The sequence below is a fragment of the uncultured Tateyamaria sp. genome (assembly GCF_947497045.1).
Lineage (GTDB): Bacteria > Pseudomonadota > Alphaproteobacteria > Rhodobacterales > Rhodobacteraceae > Tateyamaria.
Map to the genome: position 1 here is coordinate 1 of NZ_CANMEU010000008.1, position 20,371 is coordinate 20,371.

The 20,371-nt window shown below is 58.6% G+C and carries 16 protein-coding genes; 13 read left to right on the forward strand and 3 right to left on the reverse strand.

The features are described from left to right. The 3 genes from Q0859_RS15140 to Q0859_RS15150 form a co-directional block, all read left to right on the forward strand. A partial coding sequence (locus Q0859_RS15140; RefSeq protein ID WP_299152565.1) for a hypothetical protein occupies positions 1–1,073 on the forward strand: 1,073 nt, incomplete at its 5' end. A 12-nt stretch (positions 1,074–1,085) separates the two neighbouring features. After that, a complete protein-coding gene (locus Q0859_RS15145; RefSeq protein ID WP_299152570.1) occupies positions 1,086–2,561 on the forward strand; it encodes a heme biosynthesis HemY N-terminal domain-containing protein in 1,476 nt (491 codons plus the stop codon). Between the two features lie 128 nt (positions 2,562–2,689). Continuing rightward, positions 2,690–3,802, forward strand: a complete 1,113-nt coding sequence (locus tag Q0859_RS15150; RefSeq protein WP_299152576.1) for a polysaccharide biosynthesis/export family protein — start codon at positions 2,690–2,692, stop codon at positions 3,800–3,802. A 74-nt stretch (positions 3,803–3,876) separates the two neighbouring features. Here Q0859_RS15150 and ahcY read toward each other — a convergent pair whose 3' ends face one another. Continuing rightward, positions 3,877–5,268 carry an adenosylhomocysteinase gene (gene ahcY / locus Q0859_RS15155; RefSeq protein ID WP_299152580.1) on the reverse strand — a complete coding sequence of 464 codons (1,392 nt, stop codon included), beginning with the start codon at positions 5,266–5,268 and terminating at the stop codon, positions 3,877–3,879. Positions 5,269–5,640: 372 nt separating this feature from the next. Between ahcY and Q0859_RS15160 the strand changes: the two genes are divergently transcribed. Genes Q0859_RS15160 through Q0859_RS15170 form a run of 3 tightly spaced genes read left to right on the forward strand, consistent with a single transcriptional unit; the run spans position 5,641 to position 7,429 of the window. Beyond that, positions 5,641–6,342 (forward strand): FkbM family methyltransferase, encoded by a 702-nt coding sequence (locus Q0859_RS15160; RefSeq protein WP_299152583.1) that lies wholly within the window; start codon positions 5,641–5,643, stop codon positions 6,340–6,342. Positions 6,343–6,350: 8 nt separating this feature from the next. After that, complete coding sequence (locus tag Q0859_RS15165) at positions 6,351–6,947, forward strand: HD family hydrolase (protein ID WP_299152587.1); 597 nt, start codon at positions 6,351–6,353, stop codon at positions 6,945–6,947. Continuing rightward, positions 6,944–7,429, forward strand: coding sequence for a GNAT family N-acetyltransferase (locus Q0859_RS15170; protein ID WP_299152591.1), 486 nt, complete (start codon positions 6,944–6,946; stop codon positions 7,427–7,429). Before Q0859_RS15165 ends, Q0859_RS15170 begins: the two co-directional genes overlap by 4 nt. A gap of 57 nt (positions 7,430–7,486) precedes the next feature. On the opposite strand, the gene Q0859_RS15175 is transcribed toward Q0859_RS15170, so the two are convergent. Both Q0859_RS15175 and Q0859_RS15180 read right to left on the reverse strand, forming a co-directional pair. Further along, a complete protein-coding gene (locus Q0859_RS15175; protein WP_299152594.1) occupies positions 7,487–8,041 on the reverse strand; it encodes an ActR/PrrA/RegA family redox response regulator transcription factor in 555 nt (184 codons plus the stop codon). 87 nt (positions 8,042–8,128) lie between these two features. Continuing rightward, positions 8,129–8,749, reverse strand: a complete 621-nt coding sequence (locus Q0859_RS15180) for an SCO family protein (RefSeq protein ID WP_299152599.1) — start codon at positions 8,747–8,749, stop codon at positions 8,129–8,131. Positions 8,750–8,841: 92 nt separating this feature from the next. Here Q0859_RS15180 and regB point away from each other — a divergent pair, with 92 nt between their 5' ends. The 7 genes from regB (at position 8,842) to addA (ending at position 20,359) form a co-directional block, all read left to right on the forward strand. Continuing rightward, on the forward strand, positions 8,842–10,239 hold the full coding sequence (gene regB / locus Q0859_RS15185) for a sensor histidine kinase RegB (protein ID WP_299152601.1): 1,398 nt from the start codon (positions 8,842–8,844) through the stop codon (positions 10,237–10,239). Positions 10,240–10,345: 106 nt separating this feature from the next. After that, positions 10,346–11,851: a PAS-domain containing protein gene (locus Q0859_RS15190; RefSeq protein WP_299152997.1), complete on the forward strand. Its 1,506-nt coding sequence runs from the start codon at positions 10,346–10,348 to the stop codon at positions 11,849–11,851. Positions 11,852–11,896: 45 nt separating this feature from the next. Then, positions 11,897–12,370, forward strand: a complete 474-nt coding sequence (gene tsaE / locus Q0859_RS15195; RefSeq protein ID WP_299152604.1) for a tRNA (adenosine(37)-N6)-threonylcarbamoyltransferase complex ATPase subunit type 1 TsaE — start codon at positions 11,897–11,899, stop codon at positions 12,368–12,370. Continuing rightward, the gene (locus Q0859_RS15200; RefSeq protein ID WP_299152606.1) at positions 12,363–13,385 is read left to right on the forward strand and encodes a phosphotransferase; all 1,023 of its coding nucleotides are present in this window, start codon (positions 12,363–12,365) and stop codon (positions 13,383–13,385) included. The genes tsaE and Q0859_RS15200 overlap by 8 nt, the downstream gene beginning before the upstream one ends. Then, positions 13,361–14,053, forward strand: coding sequence for a nucleotidyltransferase family protein (locus tag Q0859_RS15205; RefSeq protein ID WP_299152608.1), 693 nt, complete (start codon positions 13,361–13,363; stop codon positions 14,051–14,053). Before Q0859_RS15200 ends, Q0859_RS15205 begins: the two co-directional genes overlap by 25 nt. Then, positions 14,046–16,997, forward strand: coding sequence for a double-strand break repair protein AddB (gene addB / locus Q0859_RS15210; RefSeq protein WP_299152612.1), 2,952 nt, complete (start codon positions 14,046–14,048; stop codon positions 16,995–16,997). The genes Q0859_RS15205 and addB overlap by 8 nt, the downstream gene beginning before the upstream one ends. Next, positions 16,994–20,359: a double-strand break repair helicase AddA gene (gene addA / locus Q0859_RS15215; protein WP_299152614.1), complete on the forward strand. Its 3,366-nt coding sequence runs from the start codon at positions 16,994–16,996 to the stop codon at positions 20,357–20,359. Before addB ends, addA begins: the two co-directional genes overlap by 4 nt. Positions 20,360–20,371 lie beyond the last annotated feature (12 nt).

Here is a 20,371-nt window from a genome sequence, read left to right on the forward strand (position 1 = left end):
CAGAGCCAGAGCCAGAGCCAGAGCCAGAGCCAGAGCCAGAGCCAGAGCCAGAGCCAGAGCCAGAGCCAGAGCCAGAGAATGCTGCGCCTGCGCCACATGCTGTCCAGCCCGAACAGACAGGCCCCAGCGCGCTGACCATGTTCTTTGGCGGCATCATTGCGGCCCTTATGGGTTTCATTGCCGCCCGCGCCGAAATTCTGGATCCCATCCTGCCCCCCAGCATGCGGGCCAAGATTGTGGACGAAGCCGTTGTGGACGAATTGGCACTGGCCACTCAACGGCTTGCAGACCTTGAAGCGACCGTCGCAGCACTGCCCGACCCGGACGATGCGCCTGTCGCCGCAGCCGAACCTGTGGACCTGAGCGAAATCGAAGCGCAAATTCTGACGCTGGCGACACGCCTTGATGTCCTGGTGGCCCAACCTGATCCAGAACCGACCGCCCCCGCGCCGGTTATTGAGCTTCCCACCGAAGCCATTGACGCCGCCCTTGCCGACTTGCGCGCCGCCGCAGAGGCACAGCAGGCCGAGATTGATCAACTGATCGCGGATGCCCGCCTGGTCAAGCGCGACACGCAAAGCGAGGCGAATGCTACACTGGCCCGTGCTGCTGTGACACGCATTCAATCCGCCATCGACAGTGGGGCACCTTTCGTCGCCGCGCTGGCCGATTTGGAACAAGCCGGAGCCATTGATGTACCTGACACTCTGCGCAACGCGGCGCAGGATGGGGTGACACCCCTGTCGACCCTGCAAACGGACATCCCAGATGCGGCGCGCAGTGCGCTGGCCGCAGCACGCGAGGGTGACACCGAAAGTGGCATTGGCACCTTTTTCCAGCGCCAACTGGGCGCAAGGTCTGTCGCCCCGCGCGAAGGTGCCGACCCGGACGCCGTTCTGTCACGAATCGAAGATGCCGTGCGCAGCAACAGATTGGGCGATGCACTGGCCGAGGCAGAGACGCTGCCTGATCCGGCCAAGGCTGCCCTCTCGACCTGGATAGAACAGGCGCAATCGCGCTACGATGCCGTTTCTGCGGCGAACGCATTGGCGGAACGCCTGTCGGCACTCTGAAGGGGCCTTTTTATGATCTGGTCATTGGTTAAGATTATCGTTTTCGTCGTTGCGGTGGCCGCACTCGCCCTGGGTGCCGGCTGGTTGCTGGAATCCGAAGGTGGTGTGCGTGTGGTCGTGGCGGGCACGGAATACTCGCTTGGCCCCCTGCAATCGGTCATTGGCTTTTTGATCCTTGTGATCGTGATCTGGCTGGGGCTGAAATTGCTCAGCCTGTTGGTGGTGTGCTGGACGTTCCTGAACGGGGATGAAACGGCCTTGTCCCGCTATTTCGCACGGAACAAAGCCGCCAAAGGGTTCGATGCGCTGGCAGAAGGCATGATGGCGCTTGCATCTGGCGAAGGCCGTCTCGCACTCGCCAAAGCCGAGAAAGCGGACAAGTACCTCAACCGGCCCGAATTGACGAACCTGCTGACCGCGCAAGCCGCCGAAATGGCCGGAGATCGCCAAAAGGCCGAACAGACCTATCGCAAGCTGGTCGAAAACGACGCGACCCGTTTTGTGGGTGTTCGCGGGATTATGAAGCAAAAGTTGGCGGATGGAGATACGGATACAGCCCTGAAACTGGCCCAAAAGGCGTTTGCGCTGAAACCCAAGCATATCGACACCCAAGACGTGCTGTTGAAGCTTCAGGCCGAGACCAAGGATTGGGCAGGTGCCCGTCAAACCCTGTCGGCCAAGCTGAAACATGGGTCTTTGCCACGTGATGTGCACAAACGCCGTGACGCCGTGCTGGCCCTGAGCGAGGCCCGCGACGTGTTGGCCGAAGACGAAACTATTGAGGCGCGCGAAGCGGCGATCGAGGCAAACCGCCTGTCCCCCGATCTGATTCCCGCCGCCGTCATGGCCGCGCATAGTTACATTGACCAGGGCCAAAAGAAATATGCGACCCGTGTGTTGAAAAAGGCGTGGGAGGCGCAACCCCATCCCGATCTCGCCGCCACGTTCGCCGCAATTGAACCGAACGAAACACCTGAGGCGCGGGTCAAACGCTTTGCCCAGCTGACCCGCACCCATCCAGACCACTCTGAAACGCAAATGCTGATGACTGAACTGCATCTCGCGGCAGAGGATTTCCCAAGTGCGCGGCGCGCCCTCGGCGATCTGGTTGAAACCGATCCAACAACGCGGTCCGTGACCCTTATGGCCGCCATCGAAAAGGGCGAAGGCGCGAGCGATGCCGTGATCCAGGGATGGCTGGCGCGTGCGCTGACGGCACCGCGCGGCCCACAGTGGGTTTGTGAAAACTGCCAGAACATCCACACCGAGTGGGCACCGACCTGCGACAACTGTTCTGCCTTTGACACGCTGGCATGGAAACGCCCCCCGGCAAGCGAGGTGACGATGCCCGGCGGCACCCAAGTGCTGCCATTATTGGTGGGATCGGCGCCTGACAAGACATCCGAAACCGCTGTCACTGTCATTGAAGACACTGACGTGCTGGAGGCCGAAGACCTGGGCAACCCACCGTCCAAAGCGGCGTCCTGACGGATAGGGAGACGCCCATGCCGGGTAATTTCACAACTGTAGGCTGAAAAACTATGTCCAACGGCCTGCTTTCGGGGTAATGCTGCGTGAAAGGATCGCTTGCGAGCGATCAAGGGGACGTAGACACAGTGCAGCATTCATTTCGTTTTCTGATCGCCTTGATGGGCCTATTGGTTTTGGCTGCCTGCACATTGCCCCGTGGGGCCGCGATCCAGAGTGAGGTCGTGCGCAGCCAGAACACCGACACAGCCTCCTTTGCGGTCGTGCCGATCAAACCCGCCAATATTGCCCAACTGCGCACATGGCCGGCCACAGGATGGGCTGGCCACTATCATTGGTTCAGCGGGACATCCGGCCCCAGATCGAATGTGATCCGCACAGGGGACAAGGTTGACCTGGTGATCTGGGACAGTCAGGTAAACTCACTGCTTATCCCAGCTTCGCAGAAAAACGTGACGATGAAGGATCTGGTCGTGTCCCCCTCTGGCACGATCTTCGTTCCTTATATCGACGAGGTACGCATCAGCGGTTCATCCCCCGACCAGGCGCGCAGGATGATTGAGACGGAGTTGGAGCGCGTGGTGCCCGACGCACAGGTCCAACTGACGCTGCAATCCGGCCCCGACAATTCAGTTGATGCGGTGCGCGGGTTTGCGTCACCGGGGTCTTACCCGCTGCCCAACCGCAATTATTCCCTGCTGAGCCTTATTGCAGCGGCGGATGGCATCTCGAGCGATCTGGAAAACCCACTGGTCCGGGTGATCCGGGCCGGTAAGACCTATGAAATCCGGGCGGACATCTTGTTTCAACGGGCCTCTGCCAATGTGATCCTGCGCGGCGGTGACAAAGTGATCGCGCAAGAAGATGACAGGTACTTTGCCGCCCTTGGTGCCACAGGCAGCGAAACGATTGTGCCATTCAGTCAGGAACACATGACCGCCGTCGAAGCCCTTGCCTTGCTCGGCGGCATCAACGATGCGCGTGCCAATCCCAAGGGCATCCTGATCCTGCGCGACTATAGCGCCAAACAAGTGCGCGCGGATGGGACTGGCCCATCGAAACAGCAGGTGGTGTTCAGCATCGACCTGACCTCGGCCGAGGATATCTTTGCCGCGCGCAAATTCTACATCAACCCCAAGGATCTGGTGTTGGCCACCGAAAGCCCGGTCAATTCCGTGCGCACCGTGTTCGGGCTGATCGGGTCGGCAGTTGGTGTCGGGAACGCACTTGATAACAACTAAAAGGGCCCCGGCGATCTCTCGCACAAGGCCCGGAATTTGGATGTAAGGCGGAGGTGTCCTCCGCCCCCCATCAATCAGTAGCGGTAATGTTCAGGCTTAAACGGGCCCTCGGGGGCGACACCGATATAGGCGGCTTGCTCTGCATCCAGCTTACTCAGCTTCACACCGATCCGGTCGAGGTGCAGGCGCGCCACCTTTTCGTCGAGATGCTTGGGCAGGATGTAGACGTCGTTCTTGTACTCGTCGCCCTTCAGCCAAAGCTCCATCTGCGCCAGCACCTGATTGGTGAAGGACGCGGACATCACGAAGGACGGGTGGCCCGTCGCATTGCCAAGGTTCAGCAGACGCCCTTCGGACAACAGGATCAGACGATTGCCATTGGGCATCTCGATCATGTCGACCTGCTCTTTGATGCTGGTCCATTTGTGGTTCTTGAGGGCTGCGACCTGAATTTCGTTGTCGAAGTGGCCGATATTGCCGACGATGGCCATATCCTTCATCTCGCGCATATGCTCGATGCGGATCACGTCCTTGTTGCCGGTGGTCGTGATGAAGATATCAGCCGTGCCGACCACATCCTCGAGCAATACAACCTCGAACCCGTCCATGGCGGCCTGAAGCGCGCAAATCGGATCGACTTCGGTAACCTTCACGCGCGCGCCGGCCCCGGCGAGCGATGCCGCCGACCCTTTGCCCACGTCACCATAGCCCATGACGACCGCAACCTTACCAGCCATCATCGTATCGGTGGCACGGCGGATGCCGTCGACCAGCGATTCCTTGCAACCGTATTTGTTGTCGAATTTCGACTTGGTCACCGAGTCGTTCACGTTGATCGCAGGGAAGGGCAGCTGGCCCTGTTTCACCAGATCATAAAGGCGGTGCACGCCGGTTGTCGTCTCTTCCGACACGCCTTTGATCTGGTCGCGCATCTTAGTGAACCAACCGGGACTGGCCGCCATGCGCTTCTTGATCTGAGCGAACACGGCAACTTCCTCCTCGGAGGTGGGCACAGCGATCAAGTCTTCTTCACCGTTCTCGACGCGCGCGCCAAGCAGGATGTAAAGGGTCGCGTCGCCACCATCGTCAAGGATCAGGTTCGGCCCGTCTTCGAACATGAAGGATTTGTCGAGGTAATCCCAATGCTCTTCCAGCGTTTGACCTTTGACGGCAAAGACAGGCGTACCACCTGCAGCGATGGCAGCGGCGGCGTGGTCCTGGGTCGAGAAGATATTGCACGACGCCCAGCGGACATCAGCGCCAAGTTCGACCAGCGTCTCGATCAGAACAGCGGTCTGGATCGTCATGTGGAGCGAGCCGACAATACGCGCGCCGCTCAGTGGTTTGCTTTCACCATATTCGTCGCGCAGAGCCATGAGCCCCGGCATCTCGGTTTCAGCGATATTCAATTCCTTGCGGCCAAATTCGGCCAGTCCAATATCTTTGACTTTATAGTCCTGCGACATTTGCATCATCCTTACAATTGCTTGCGGATGCGCTATCAGGTTCTGCCCGTCGGCTCAATGCGGCGCGAACGTCACACTACACTTAGCCGCCCAACGATACAGGCCGGGGCCAGCACGCATGGATTACCATCAGCCAGATATTGCACCAATGTTCACATCTCACTCTGTTCCGGCACCCACATTTGCGCTGTCGCTTTTTCGGCACCCTCAGCGAGGCTTCGCCGTATCAGTCGATCAATCCGGCTTTGGAGTGCATTTTTGTTCACGCTGACCATAACCTCGCCACTATTTCCGATCTAATATACAGTCTTTGAAACCAACCGATTCCGACGCAGTGGTCACAGATCACACGATGACGGCAAGGAACCTAATATGGCCAAGGACTTTGACATGCCCTGCGTCGCCGAAAACGAGTACGGCCGGTATCATATTCCCGAAGGGCTTGAGGATCGCCTCACCTGTCGGACCGTGTTGTCCGGCGGTGTCCATCACCCCGATACCATCACGTTCATGCGCGACAACGTCAGGACGGGCGACATTATCCACGTCGGTACATTCTTTGGGGACTTTCTGCCAGGTCTGAGCAGCGCCATGGCCCCCAAGGCCAAGATATGGGCGTTTGAGCCTCACACAGAAAACCATGGTGCAGCGGTCAAGACCATTGAACTGAACGCCATAAAAAACGCGCAACTGCGTAACGTGGCCGTGTCTGATCGCGAAACAAGTGTGCTGCTGAAATCGCATGATCCGCTCGGCAAATCCCTTGGCGGGAACGCCCAGGTCGTCCCTCAGAAAGGGGCGGGCGTTGAGGCGGTCAAATCGGTGATGCTGGATTTTGCAGTGCCGCGCTGGCGCAATGTGTCCATTTTACAGATCGACGTTGAAGGACACGAAAAGCAGGTGTTGCGCGGAGCCTTCCACCTGATCCGCAAGTGTCGTCCAATTCTGGTTGTTGATGATTTCTATGACTTTAAATGGGTGCAGAACACGTTTCCGGGCTTTCGCTATGACCAATTGGGGAAAGTACACAGCAGCGTGGTCTATGCCGCCCCGAACCCAGACATAAAGATTTAACGCACATCATGGCCAAACAACCCCGCGCCTGGCAGCGCATGCTTTCAGGCCGTCGGCTTGACCTGCTTGACCCCACGCCGATGGATATCGAGATTGAAGACATCGCCCATGGCCTTGCCTTTGTGGCTCGCTGGAATGGGCAGACGGTGGGGGACTACGCCTATTCAGTGGCCGAGCATTCCCTTTTGGTCGAAACCCTGTTTGGGCGGGTGGTACCCAAGGCCCTGGCGAAGTGGCGGCTCGCCGCGTTACTGCATGATGCCCCGGAATATGTGATTGGCGACATGATCTCTCCGGTCAAGGCGGCCGTGGGCCCCGGATATGGGGCGCTGGATGAACGGCTTGAAGCGGCCGTGCACATCCGGTTTGGCCTACCCACCAAGGTGCCTGCCACGATCAAGCGCCAGATCAAGAAGGCAGACAAAATCAGCGCATGGATGGAAGCGACGCAAATCGCCGGCTTCACTCAAGGTGAGGCTGACAAGCTGTTCGGCAAGCCCGACCCCGCCATCATCGAGGGCCTGACCCTTGTACTGCGCCCCCCCGTTGAAACCCGCCGCGATTTTACCGCCCGCCACGCACAGCTTTTGGATCAATGCAAATGATACATGTTCGCCCGGCAATCGACCTTGATGCGTCATCCATGGCGACCCTACTGAACAAGATTATCGAGCAGGGCGGTACAACTGCACTGGTGACCAAGGTTACCGCTGACGACCTGAAGGACCGGATGGCCAACGACAGTGGACGCGCCGCCTGGCACGTTGCCGTGAACGACGACGAAAAGGTCATGGGGTTTCAATGGATTGACTCCGCTGATTATCTGCCCGCCGAAGCCGCTGAAATCGCGACATTTGTTGAGGTGGGCCAGACCGGACTTGGCATTGGGTCAAAGCTGTTCGATGCGACCAAGAAGACTGCCAACGCCTTGGGGTACACATGGATCAACGCCAATATCCGTGCCGATAACAAAGGTGGGCTGATCTACTACCAATCCCGTGGTTTTCAGGACTATGGGCGGATCGAAGATTACAAACTTGCGAACGGCCAATTGGTGGACAAGATCCTCAAGCGTTACGATCTTTAAAGACCAGGTCAGGGTCCGAGGATCACTCTCTGGCCCGAAAAACCTCGGGCTGATGTCTTAGCGGGGGGATCGCTTTGCCAGAATACGCTGTAATGTTCGGCGGTGCATGTTCAACCGACGGGCCGTCTCGGACACGTTTCGATCACACAACTCATAGACACGTTGAATATGTTCCCAACGCACCCGGTCCGCGCTCATCGGGTTTTCTGGGGGTGGGGGCAGGTCGTCACCTGTCGCCAGCAGTGCGTTGATGATATCAGTCGCATCCGCAGGCTTGGACAAATAGTCGGTGGCACCGATTTTCACAGCCGCCACAGCGGTCGCAATCGCCCCATACCCCGTCAAAACGACGACACGGGCGTCGGGCCGTTTTTCACGCAACACCTCGACCACATCCAGCCCATTGCCGTCCTCAAGACGCAAATCAACGACGGCATAAGCAGGCGGGCGTGCTGTTGCAATGGCCTTGCCTGCCGCGACGCTGTCTGCGGTCTCTGTCTCGAACCCGCGTTTTTCCATGGCCTTGGCCAGGCGCCGCAGAAACGGTTCGTCATCATCCACCAGCAAGAGCGATTTATCCTCACCCAGATTTGGCTGCGCTGCGTCGACCATCTCAGTCTCCAGTTTCCATGTCTTTTTGTTTTTGGTTGAGACTGAATATGGAGCGCAGTGTGGGTGTGGTCAAATTATTCCGCCTTTTCAGGCGTTTTCTACAAAGCAGCTGACACGATCCGCCATGGTATCCGCATCAATATCCCGACGGAAAAATTCGACAAATCCGTACTCTGGCAGAACCAGATAGGTGAAGGTCGAGTGATCCACGAGGTAGAATTCATCGGACTTGTCGTGGGCCTTGTAATAGGTGCGATAGGCTTTGCTGGCCGCATCCGTCTGCTCGGGTGAACCAGTCAGGCCGATCATCTTCTCATGCAGGTTATAGGCATAGTCACCCACCACTTCGGGCGTGTCCCGTTCGGGGTCAACCGTGATGAAAACAGGCGTGACGGACATGCCCCGCTCGGCCAGTACATCCACGGCTTCGGCGTTGCGTGCGGTGTCAAGCGGGCAAACATCCGGGCAGAATGTATAGCCGAAATAGATCAGGCTGGGTTCAGTGATGACATCCACGTCGGTCACCGTTTCGCCCGCCGCATTGACCAGCTCAAACGGGCCGCCAATGCTGTTGCCGTCGCCCGCAATCTGGGTCGCATTGCATTGTGCGAATGCACCGTCTTCTCCGCCACGGTTCGAAAACCAGAAAGTGGCGGCGACAAAAAGGGCCGCGACAAGAGCGGCAACGGGTGCGATGATACGGGTCATAACAATCCTTTCAGGCCGAGGGCCGTGCGGTTGAATGCTGACCCTTAGCTATCAACCCCGGCCGAGAGATCAACAAACGAAGTAGTGACACAATGGCGCAACCTGATTTCGGCCTCCTGACAGGCCAGCAGCGATCAAACTGGATCAGACTGCGCACGATGATCCTGCTGCGATGGGTGGCCATTGTCGGCCAGGTTGTGGCGCTGACCGTGGCCGAGCGGATGTATGGCCTGCAATTGGAATTGGGCTTGTGCTATCTGGCGGTTGGCGTGTCGGTGATTGGCAATCTGATCGCCATCTTCGTGTTCCCGGAAAACAAGCGACTGACCGAGTCCGAGAACCTGTTGATGGTTCTGTTTGATTTGCTGCAACTGGGATTCCTGTTATTTCTGACCGGTGGGCTGAACAATCCGTTTGCGCTGTTGATGCTGGGGCCCGTGACAATTTCGGCTGCGGTGCTAACAACGCGTTCAACCGTGTTGGTTGGTGCTGCGGCGATCATCATAGTGACAGTACTGTCGGACTATCATTTGCCGCTGCGCACCCAGAATGGGTTTGTGCTGCGCATTCCGGACCTGTTCGTCTTTGGCAACTGGATCGCGTTGGTCATCGCGATTTGCTTTATCGGTCTTTATTCACGCCGGGTCACATCCGAAATCCACTCTATGTCGGACGCACTGTCGGCCACCCAGCTGGCACTGTCCCGCGAACAAAAGCTGACCGATCTGGGTGGGGTCGTTGCGGCCGCCGCACACGAGCTTGGCACCCCATTGGCCACGATCAAGCTGACCAGCGCCGAGTTGATTGACGAGCTGGCAGATCACCCCGAATTGCGCGACGATGCCGCCCTGATCCGCGAGCAGGCGGATCGGTGTCGTGATATCCTGCGGGACATGGGGCGCGCAGGCAAAGACGATTTGCACCTGCGCCAGGCCCCCTTGATGACCGTCGTGCAAGAAGCTGCCGAACCCCATGCACATCGCGGCAAACTGGTCGAATACACCCATGATCCCAATGCGGGCGATGAAATTGACCAACCCGCAATCCTGCGCCAACCCGAAATCATCCACGGCCTGCGCAACCTGATCCAAAATGCCGTAGACTTCGCCAGAACCGCTGTCTGGATCGAAGCACATTGGACCTCCGAGCGGATCACCTTGCGCATCATAGATGATGGGCGCGGCTTTCCACCTCAATTGCTAGGACGGATCGGGGACCCCTTCGTGCGCCGTCGCAAGTCGGGATCTGATCAACAGGAACGGCCCGAATATGAAGGGATGGGGCTGGGATTGTTTATTGCCAAGACATTGCTGGAACGCTCAGGTGCAGAGCTGACCTTTGCCAACGGATCCGATCCATATGCGGCATCGACGCCTGCGGGCAAACATATCGGCGCGATTGTTCAGGTTTCTTGGCCCCGCAACAAGGTCGATGCGCGGACAGGGGACTATGCCATACGCACTGGGCACAACGCGCAGATCCAGACCTGAACCAGCCACTTCACCCCTAGTGTGACCGGCACACTATTAACGGTGCGTTAACTTCGATGACGCATAAGCCGAGGCTGATTTATCTGAAGGGTCATGCCGCGTGTCGATGATCGAGATGTTCTTTGTTGGTGGGTGCGCAATCGTGTCGGTGATGGCCGGTTTGATCTTTTTGTCGCGTGCCACCACCCAGCACCAGACAGCCACGGATGGCGACGCGCAGGGGCTGCATTTCCTATTCTCGGATTTTCATTTGGAACACGCATCACCTGGCGCAAAATCAGTGATGAAGACAGATGCATCCGAAACGGATTGGCACGCCTTGCGCGCCGGGTTGTCCTCGCGTTTTCCGGGTTTGCCCCAAGCTGAGGGTTTGCAGGATGTGAATCGGTTGACCCTCAGCGCAACAGCGCATGACGACCCCGGCGTCCTGCATCTGAGCCGGGAAAATGACATGACACGTATTGTCATTGAACAGGACGCGTTGACAGATCCCGGTATCCTGCATCACCTCAAATCCATGGAGGCTGAGTTGGACACGCTCCGGCTTGCTGCCTTTGACGCGCCCTATCCCATTTGGCTCACGGATGCGCAGGGAAAGATTGTGTGGCGCAATACGGCCCATGCTGCGCTGTGCTCAATTGCGCAGATTGATGCCGACAAGCAGCTGTTTGATATTGCGCCACATGATCTGCAGAATAAAGAAACGCTCAGGGTACCCGTCAAAATTGCGAACACCGATGCGACGCAATGGTACAACGTTACCACCACACGCGCAGACAGCGCGATCGTCTTTCATGCGGTGGACATAGATGCCGTCATTCAGGCCGAGGTTGCGCAGCGCAATTTTGTGCAGACGCTGGCCAAGACCTTTGCCCAACTGTCCATTGGCCTTGCCATTTTTGATCGCAATGGGCAGTTGGCGCTGTTTAATCCCGCGCTGGTCGATCTGACGTCTCTTCCGGCTGATTTCCTGAGCGCGCGGCCGGATTTGTTGTCGTTCTTTGACCGGCTGCGGGACAATCGGGTCATGCCAGAGCCCAAGAACTACAAGTCGTGGCGCCACGAGATATCACAGGTCATCGCCGCCGCGACCCATGGCAGTTATCAGGAAACCTGGACGCTGGACACAGGGCACACCTTCAGGGTCAGTGGTCGGCCACACCCCGATGGCGCGGTCGCGTTCCTGATCGAGGATATCACCGCCGAAATCTCGCTGACCCGCAACTTCCGGGCGGAACTGGAGATGGGGCAGTCCCTGATGGATACGTTCGACGATGCACTTGTCGCGTTTTCATCTGCGGGCGTGCTGACGTTCTGCAATGCAGCCTACCGCGACATGTGGAAAATGGACCCAGATAACAGCTTTGCCGACGTCACGATCGTGGACGCCATGAAGCAATGGCAATCAGTGTCCGACCCGGACCCCGCATGGGGCGACATGCGCGACTATGTGATGAAACTGGGTGAACGGGCCGCTTGGGACGCCCAGATTACGCATCAAACCAAAGGACCGCTGCAGGTGTATCTGCATCCTATCGCATCCGGTGCCACTGTGATCCGGTTTGCCGTAATTGCGCCGCAGCCCGTCAACCCTCCGCTCGTCAGCGCCTAGGGTCATTCTGCTTGCAGCGCCGGGGGATGCCGATAGGTTGTCGGCATGATCCAAAGCCCTGTAGTTCTTGACTGGCCAAACGCCGACCACACCGCCCTTTGCGCGGTCGCCTTGGGTGCGCATCTGGCGGCCGGGGATGTCGTGTTGTTGAATGGCCCCGTCGCGGCGGGTAAAACCCATTTTGCCCGCGCACTGATCCAATCCATCCTCGACGTGCCCGAAGACGTGCCTTCCCCTACCTTCACCCTTGTTCAGCAATACGACACATCGCTTGGACCGTTATGGCACGCAGACCTGTACCGGATCACCACGGATATCGAAGTGGATGAACTGGGCCTTGTCCAAGCTTTTGAGGATGCAATATGCCTCGTGGAATGGCCCGATAGGTTAGGGGCATTGCAGCCCGTAAATGCGCTGAATATCGATATTGTCCCAGAGGGTGATGCGCGCTCTGCCACTCTGACGTGGACGGCCCCGCGTTGGACCGAACGACTGCAAAATGTGATGCAACATGCCTGAGCGTACGCACCTGATTGATGCCTTTTTGTCCGCCGCCGGATGGGCAGATGCCGTCCGCATTATGGTAGCAGGCGACGCATCGAACCGACGGTATGAGCGTTTAACCAAAGATGGCGGCCGCTCCGTGATCTTGATGGATGCGCCACCAGAAAAAGGGGAGGATGTCCAACCCTTCATCGACATCACCGCCCATTTGCGCAATGCAGGGCTATCCGCCCCTGAGATATACGCCCGCGACACTGCACATGGCTTCCTGCTTATCGAAGATTTGGGTGACGACCTGTTCGCGCGCGTCATGGCTGCGGACCCCAGTGTCGAAGCCACACTTTATGACGCCTCGGTGGATGTTCTTGTCCACCTCCATGGTGCATCGATTGGGGGTCTGGCACCATATGACGCGGATGCCATGACCCCACTCGCCGCATTGGCGTTTGACTGGTATCAGCGCGGTACGAACGGATCAGTTGATACATCGGGCAAGGCTGCGTTCAGCACCGTTTTTCATGCTGCCCTAGCCCCGCTTGATGCGTCATCACCTGTGTTGATCCAACGCGACTATCACGCGGAGAACCTGATTTGGCTCCCCGACAGGCAGACCTACAAACGGGTCGGTTTGCTCGATTATCAGGACGCGATGCTGGGTCATCCGGCCTATGATCTGGTATCAATCGCACAGGACGCACGGCGCGATGTGACCCCCGATATCGCAAAGGCCATGCAAGATCGTTATCTCTCCGCGACCGGAACGGACCGGGCGGCATTCCTGACGGCTTACGCACTTTTGGGCGTACAGCGTAATATGCGCATCCTCGGTGTGTTTGCGCGCCTGTCGATGGCGTATGGTAAGCCGCATTATATCGATCTGATCCCTCGGGTCTGGGGGCATATCCAAACCAATCTGGCGCATCCCGTGCTGTCCGACATCGCGCCGCTGATCAACGCGGCTTTGCCCGTGCCAACCCCGGAAATCTTACAAAAGCTGAAAGATCAATGCGCCACGATCCCCCTGCGCTGATGCTGTTTGCGGCCGGGTTCGGGACACGGATGCGGCACCTGACAGCGCACCAACCCAAACCTTTGGTCGCTGTGGGCGGACGTCCGTTGATTGATCACGCATTGGGCCTTGTGCACGAGGTCAACGCATCGCCGATTGTGGCCAACCTGCATTACCTGCCCGAGATGCTGGAGGCCCACTTGCGGGGCTCGGATGTCCAGACCTTGCGCGAAGAGCCCGACATTCTCGATACCGGAGGGGGCTTGCGCCATGCGCTGCCCTTGCTGGGGCGCAACCCAGTTCTCACGCTGAACAGCGACGCGATCTGGGCCGGCCCAAACCCATTGCGCCTTTTGATGGATGCTTGGGATTCGCAGCAGATGGACGCCTTGTTGATCTGCATACCCATGGCTCAGGTCCATGGGCGAGAAGGGGAGGGCGATTTTGCGATGGATGCAGATGGTCGTTTGCGCCGTGGCGGCGACACCGTGTATGGCGGTGCGCAGATCATCAAAACAGACCTGTTGCACGACATAGAAGATGCAGCATTCTCACTGAATGTCGTTTGGGACATGATCCACGTCCGGCAGCGGCTATTCGGTCTCCGCTATCCGGGACTGTGGTGTGACGTTGGTCATCCCGAAGGGATTACACAGGCCGAAGCGATGCTGGCGCACTCGGATGTTTGACCCACAACCACAGCCGCGCGTGTTTGGATGCGCGATGGGCGTCGATTTTCCTGTCGCGGTCATTCGAGGGCTTGAAGAACGGCTCAGCGGCAAACCGCCCGAGGCTTGGGCCCGGGTCACTTTATTTGTCAACACGCGCCGGATGGCACGACGGATGCGCGACCTGTTTGATGCAGGTCCGCCGCGTTTGCTGCCCCGCATCCGAATGCTGACCGACCTCGATGACCTTCTGCCAGGCACAGCCCTCCCGCCGTCCGCATCAGCGCTGCGGCGACGGCTTGAATTGGTCACATTGGTCAGCAAGCTGATCGAACAACAGCCTGATCTTGCGCCCGACACAGCCAGTTTCGATCTGGCCGATAGCCTCGCCACCCTGATGGACGAAATGCAGGGCGAAGGTGTCACCGCCAGCAATATAGCATCCCTTGATGTGTCCGACCAATCCGGGCATTGGGCGCGGGCGCAATCGTTTATTGCCATTGCGCAGTCATATATTGATGCCTCGGACGGCGTGCCTGATCCAGAGGCCCGTCAACGTGAGACGGTGCTGCGATTGATGGCGCATTGGGGCGATCACCCGCCCGCCGATCCAATCCTGATCGCCGGATCAACCGGATCGCGTGGTACGACCCAATTGCTGATACAAGCCATCGCCCGTCTGCCGCAGGGTGCTGCGATACTGCCGGGCCTTGACACGGATATGCCCCTCGACGTTTGGGACACGATGGCCACCGACCCCGGTGGCGAAGACCACCCGCAGTTCAGGTTCCTGAAACTGGCACGTGCCTTGGACCTGTCACCCGGCGCGATTCCAGCGTGGTCGTCAAACGCACCGGTCTGCGCACCGCGAAACAAGGTCGTATCGCTGGCCCTGCGCCCAGCACCCGTGACAGATGCATGGCGCCGCGAAGGGCCAAACCTTGGCGATCTTGAGACCGCCACTCAGGACATCACACTGGTCGAGGCCGAAACCCCTCGTGCCGAGGCCATAGCAATCGCAATGCGTCTGCGCGAAGCCGCTGAAACGGGTGAAAAGGCCGCGCTGATTACGCCCGATCGCATGTTGTCACGCCAAGTCAGCGCCGCACTTGATCGCTGGAACATCATCCCCGATGACAGTGCGGGCACACCCGTGAACGTCTCGCCGCCGGGCCGCTTTCTGCGCCATGTCGCGGGCCTGTTTGACAAAGCGCTTGATGCAGAGGCCCTGTTGACCCTCCTCAAGCATCCGCTGACGCATTCAGGTGATGACCGGAATCTGCACCAGCTCAGTGCGCAGAAGCTTGAGCTCGTAATCCGCAATGACGGGCTGCCCTATCCTGATCGTGACGGGCTGATCCGGTGCGCGATCAAGACAGACAAGAAAGCCCGCGAACCGATGGAGCACTGGGCCAATTGGATCGCTGAACATCTTTGCGATCAGCACACCGACGGTACCGCTGATTTATCAACATGGGTCAAACGCCATATTACGCTGGCCCATAACATCGCCGCCGGTCAGACGGCCGCTGATCCCGGTCTGTTGTGGAAAAATGAGGCGGGCAAAGCCGCACGTGCCATCATGGACGATCTTGTGGAACAGGCACCGTTTGGCGGTGTGATGACCGCGTCGGACTATGTGTCCTTGGTCAATGCCGTTCTCAGTCAGGACGAAGTTCGTGACCCAGACGCCCCCCACCCTTCCATCATGGTTTGGGGCACGCTTGAAGCGCGGGTGCAGGGGGCCGACCTTGTCATTCTATCCGGTCTGAACGATGGCACATGGCCCGAGCCGCCTGCCCCCGATCCTTGGTTGAATCGCAAGATGCGTATGGATGCCGGGCTGCTGTTGCCCGAGCGCAAGATTGGCCTGTCTGCGCATGATTTTCAGCAGGCTATCGCCGCCCCCAAGGTGTGGCTGACCCGATCAATCCGATCAGACGATGCGGAAACGGTGCCATCTCGTTGGGTGAACCGCTTGCAAAACCTTTTGACCGGCCTGACCCGGCAAGGCGCGCCAGATGTCTGGGGCCAGATGCGGGCGCGGGGTGATCTGTGGCTGACCCGCGCGCAACGTCTTGATGCCTCCGAACCCGTGGTCAAAGCGAATCGCCCTGCACCCTGCCCACCGGTATCTGCCCGGCCAAGGCGCTATACGGTCACCGAAATCCAGACCCTGATCCGCGACCCTTACGCGATATATGCCAAGCATTGCCTCAAGCTGCGCGCGCTGCGTCCCTTGGTACAGACGCCCGATGCACTTTTGCGCGGAATCCTTGCGCATGAGGTAATGGAACGGTTCGTCAAAACGACGCTGGACGATCCGACCGCCCTGACGGTGGATGATTTGATGGCCCATGCGCATCAGATTCTGACGGATCAGGTGCCGTGGCCGGCGGCCCGCGCTCTGTGGTTGGCACGGTTCCAACGGACTGCGGCCTGGATCGTCGAAACTGAAGTAGTCCGGCAATCTATCGCAACCCCGACACTGTTCGAAAACAAGGCCAAGGGGATTCTTCAAATCCCGTCAATCGCAACCACGCTTGAAGGGCGGGCAGACCGGATAGATGTGGACGCGGACGCGCGGGTCATTCTGTACGATTACAAAACCGGATCGCCTCCGACTCAGGATCAGCAAAAGCACTTTGACAAGCAGTTGCTGATCGAGGCGGCTATGGTTGAACAAGGCGGCTTTGCTGAACTTGGTCCTTGTCTGGTACGCGGGGCGCAATTTATCGGGTTGGGAACAAACCCACGGACCGAAAACGCCCCACTGACGGATGAGCCACCCAGCCAAGTTCTGGCGGAATTGGTTGGTTTGCTGGGTGCCTACCTCGAAGGGGACAAAGGCTATACCTCGCGCCGCGCCTTGTATGAGGAACGCGAAAGCCGCGACTACGACCAACTGGCCCGTTTTGGTGAATGGGATGTGACGGATTTGCCGGTGCCGGAGGTGCTGGAATGACGCGGCTCAACGCCGCCACGCAACGTCAGCACATGGCGGCGCAGCCCTTGGCATCGACATGGTTGTCAGCCAATGCGGGATCGGGCAAGACCCGTGTCCTGACGGATCGCGTCGCACGTCTGCTGCTGGAGGACGTCGAACCGCAGCACATCTTGTGTTTGACCTACACCAAAGCCGCCGCCTCCGAGATGCAGAACCGACTGTTCAAGCGATTGGGCGCATGGGCGATGCTCGATGATGACGCCTTACGTACCGCTTTGTCGGATTTGGGATTGGAGCGGACCCCTGACACACGCGATCTTGCGCATGCCCGCACTCTGTTCGCCCGCGCAATCGAGACGCCGGGTGGGCTGAAAATCCAGACGATCCACTCGTTTTGTGCGGCTCTATTACGACGTTTTCCGCTTGAGGCAGGGGTCAGTCCGCAGTTCACCGAAATCGAAGATCGCGCTGCCGATCTGCTGCGCGCCGAACTGGTCGATCAAATGGCCGAAGGCGTGGATGCAGAGACCCTGACGGCTCTCGCAGCCCAATATACGGGTGAGGATTTTCTGAAGCTGACCAAGGAAATCGTCAGCGGCACGGATCAGTTCACGGACCTGACGACGGATCAGGCGCTGGCTTTGTTTGGCCAACCACCGGGCCTGAATCGTGACCGCATTGTGCGCGATGCGTTTGCACCGGGCGACTGGCAAATGATCCAGGATGTTATCCCGCTTCTTGCAGCCAAAGGCGGCAATGACGCCAAGGCTGCGGACAAGTTGCAGACCATCACGCAGCTTGACTATGACGCCTTGCCCACCTTGATCAGCGTGTTTGTATTCGGGGCGAAAACCAAGGCGCCGCATACGGCCAAGATCGACAGCTTTCCAACCAAGCCAACGCGGGATGCTGCGTCTCACATGATGAATGCACTGAATGGGTTGATGCAACGGGTCGCTGATGTGCGACCTCGCCGTCTTGCGCTGGAGGCTGCAGAGCGCACGGTTGTTCTGCACCAGTTTGCCCACCGTTTCGCACGCCTTTATGATACCGCCAAGCAGCGACGCGGCTGGCTAGATTTTGACGATTTGATCCACAAGGCACGTGCGCTGTTGAACGACAAGGATGTCGCGGCTTGGGTGCTTTACCGTCTTGATGGCGGCATTGATCATATTCTGGTGGACGAAGCGCAGGATACCAGCCCCACCCAATGGGACGTAATTCGCAAACTCGCCGAAGAGTTTTCATCCGGGCAGGGTGCCCGCGCCGAGGTTGTGCGCACCATCTTTGTGGTTGGCGACAAAAAACAGAGCATCTATTCGTTTCAAGGGGCTGACCCGCGTGAGTTTGATCGGATGCAGTCGGAATTCGGCTCTAAACTGGCTGAATCAGATCAAGAGTTGCGCGGATTAACCCTGGACCATTCCTTTCGATCCTCGCCCGCAATCCTGAAACTGGTGGATTCTGTGTTTCAGGGCGCGGCCTCTGCCGGTTTTGACGGGACCCACGCGCACATCGCCTTTGATCCCAATCTACCCGGTCGCGTAGACCTTTGGCCACTCGTCCCTAAACCGGAAAAAGAGGCAGAGCGCGACTGGTTCGATCCTGTGGATCGCCGCCATCCCCAACATCAGCACCGCATATTGGCGCAAGCCATCGCAAGCCAAATCAAGCAGTTAATCGATGCCAAGACATTGATCCCGGACAAGGCGGGCGGGCGGCCCGTGCAACCACGGGATTTCCTGATCCTCGTGCAGCGTCGCGGGGGCATATTTTCCGATATCATCCGGGCCTGCAAAGAGGCTGATATTCCCATTGCAGGCGCCGACCGCCTGAAGGTTGGGGCCGAAACGGCAGTGCGTGATCTGGGTGCGCTGCTATCATTTTTGGCAACACCCGATGACAGCCTTTCACTGGCAACAGCGTTGCGATCACCGCTGTTCGGGTGGTCTGAACAGGCGCTTTTCAACTTGGCGAACGGGCGGGAAGAGACACATTTGTGGGCCGCGCTGCGCACGAAGGGCGAAACATTTCCCGAGACGGTATCAACCCTGTTTGACCTGCGCGAAAACATCGACTTCCTGCGCCCCTATGACTTGATCGAGCGTATGTTGACGCGCCATCAGGGTCGCCGACGCCTGCTCGCGCGCTTGGGCGCGGAGGCTGAGGACGGGATCAACGCGCTGCTGTCGCAGGCATTGGCCTACGAGCGTGCCTCGGTCCCCAGCCTCACCGGGTTTCTGACATGGATGGAGACGGACGATCTTGAGGTCAAACGCCAGATTGACAGCAAATCGAACCAGATCCGGGTGATGACGGTACACGGGTCAAAGGGGCTTGAAGCACCCATTGTGATCTTGCCCGAATGCGGCAAACGCACCCTGCAGATCCGCGATGATGTGATCGAAGTGCAGGGCGTTCCGGTTTGGAAACCCCCGGCTGACGCCCAACCCGACGCGATGGTTCTCCGGCTGGACGAGATGAAAGACGCACAGCGACAGGAATCGCTGCGCTTGCTTTATGTGGCTCTAACACGGGCCGAAAAATGGTTAATCGTCGGCGCGTCCGGGGAGCTGGATCGCAATGGTGACGATTGGCACCAACGGGTGGGCGCCGCGATGGCCGCCCATAATGCCGTGGATGTGGAGACACCGGTAGGCTCAGGCCTGCGGATGCAACACGGGACATGGGATCTCACTGATACAAGCAACCCCGCACCGGACCTGTCCGCATCTACCGCGCTGCCCGCACTATATGCACAACCGGCACCCACGCTGCCGGCCAAAATGGCGACGATTTCGCCGTCTGACCTGGGTGGGGCCAAGGCGATGCCCGGCGATGGCATGGATGAAGACACCGCCAAAGCCTATGGCACGCTCGTGCACAGCTTGCTTGAAACGCTGGCACCTCTGCCCACGCAGGATCACGATTCGGTGGCGCAGGTCGTAACGCTCACCTCAAAGCTGACGGATGACCTCAAGGCCACAGCAATTGCAGAGACATTCAACGTGTTAACAGCACCTGATCTTAGTCATGTTTTTGCGCCCGATACGCTGGCCGAGGTACCTGTGACAGCGGACATGGGTAAACACCGCCTGCACGGCAATATCGACCGTCTGATTATTGGCGACAGCACCGTGCATATCGTGGATTTCAAAACCAACCGCGTGGTCCCGACGACGCCCGACACCTGCCCTGACGGTGTTTTGCGCCAGATGGGGGCATATGCGCATGCTATCGCCCAAATCTATCCGACCCGTCGCATTCGCCTGAGTATCCTGTGGACCAACACCGCCACCCTGATGCATCTGCCGCACGATATCGTGACAGCGGCGCTATCGGCCACGCAATATCTTGACGATGGACGGGGGGGTTCTTAGGTTGCGCTCCTA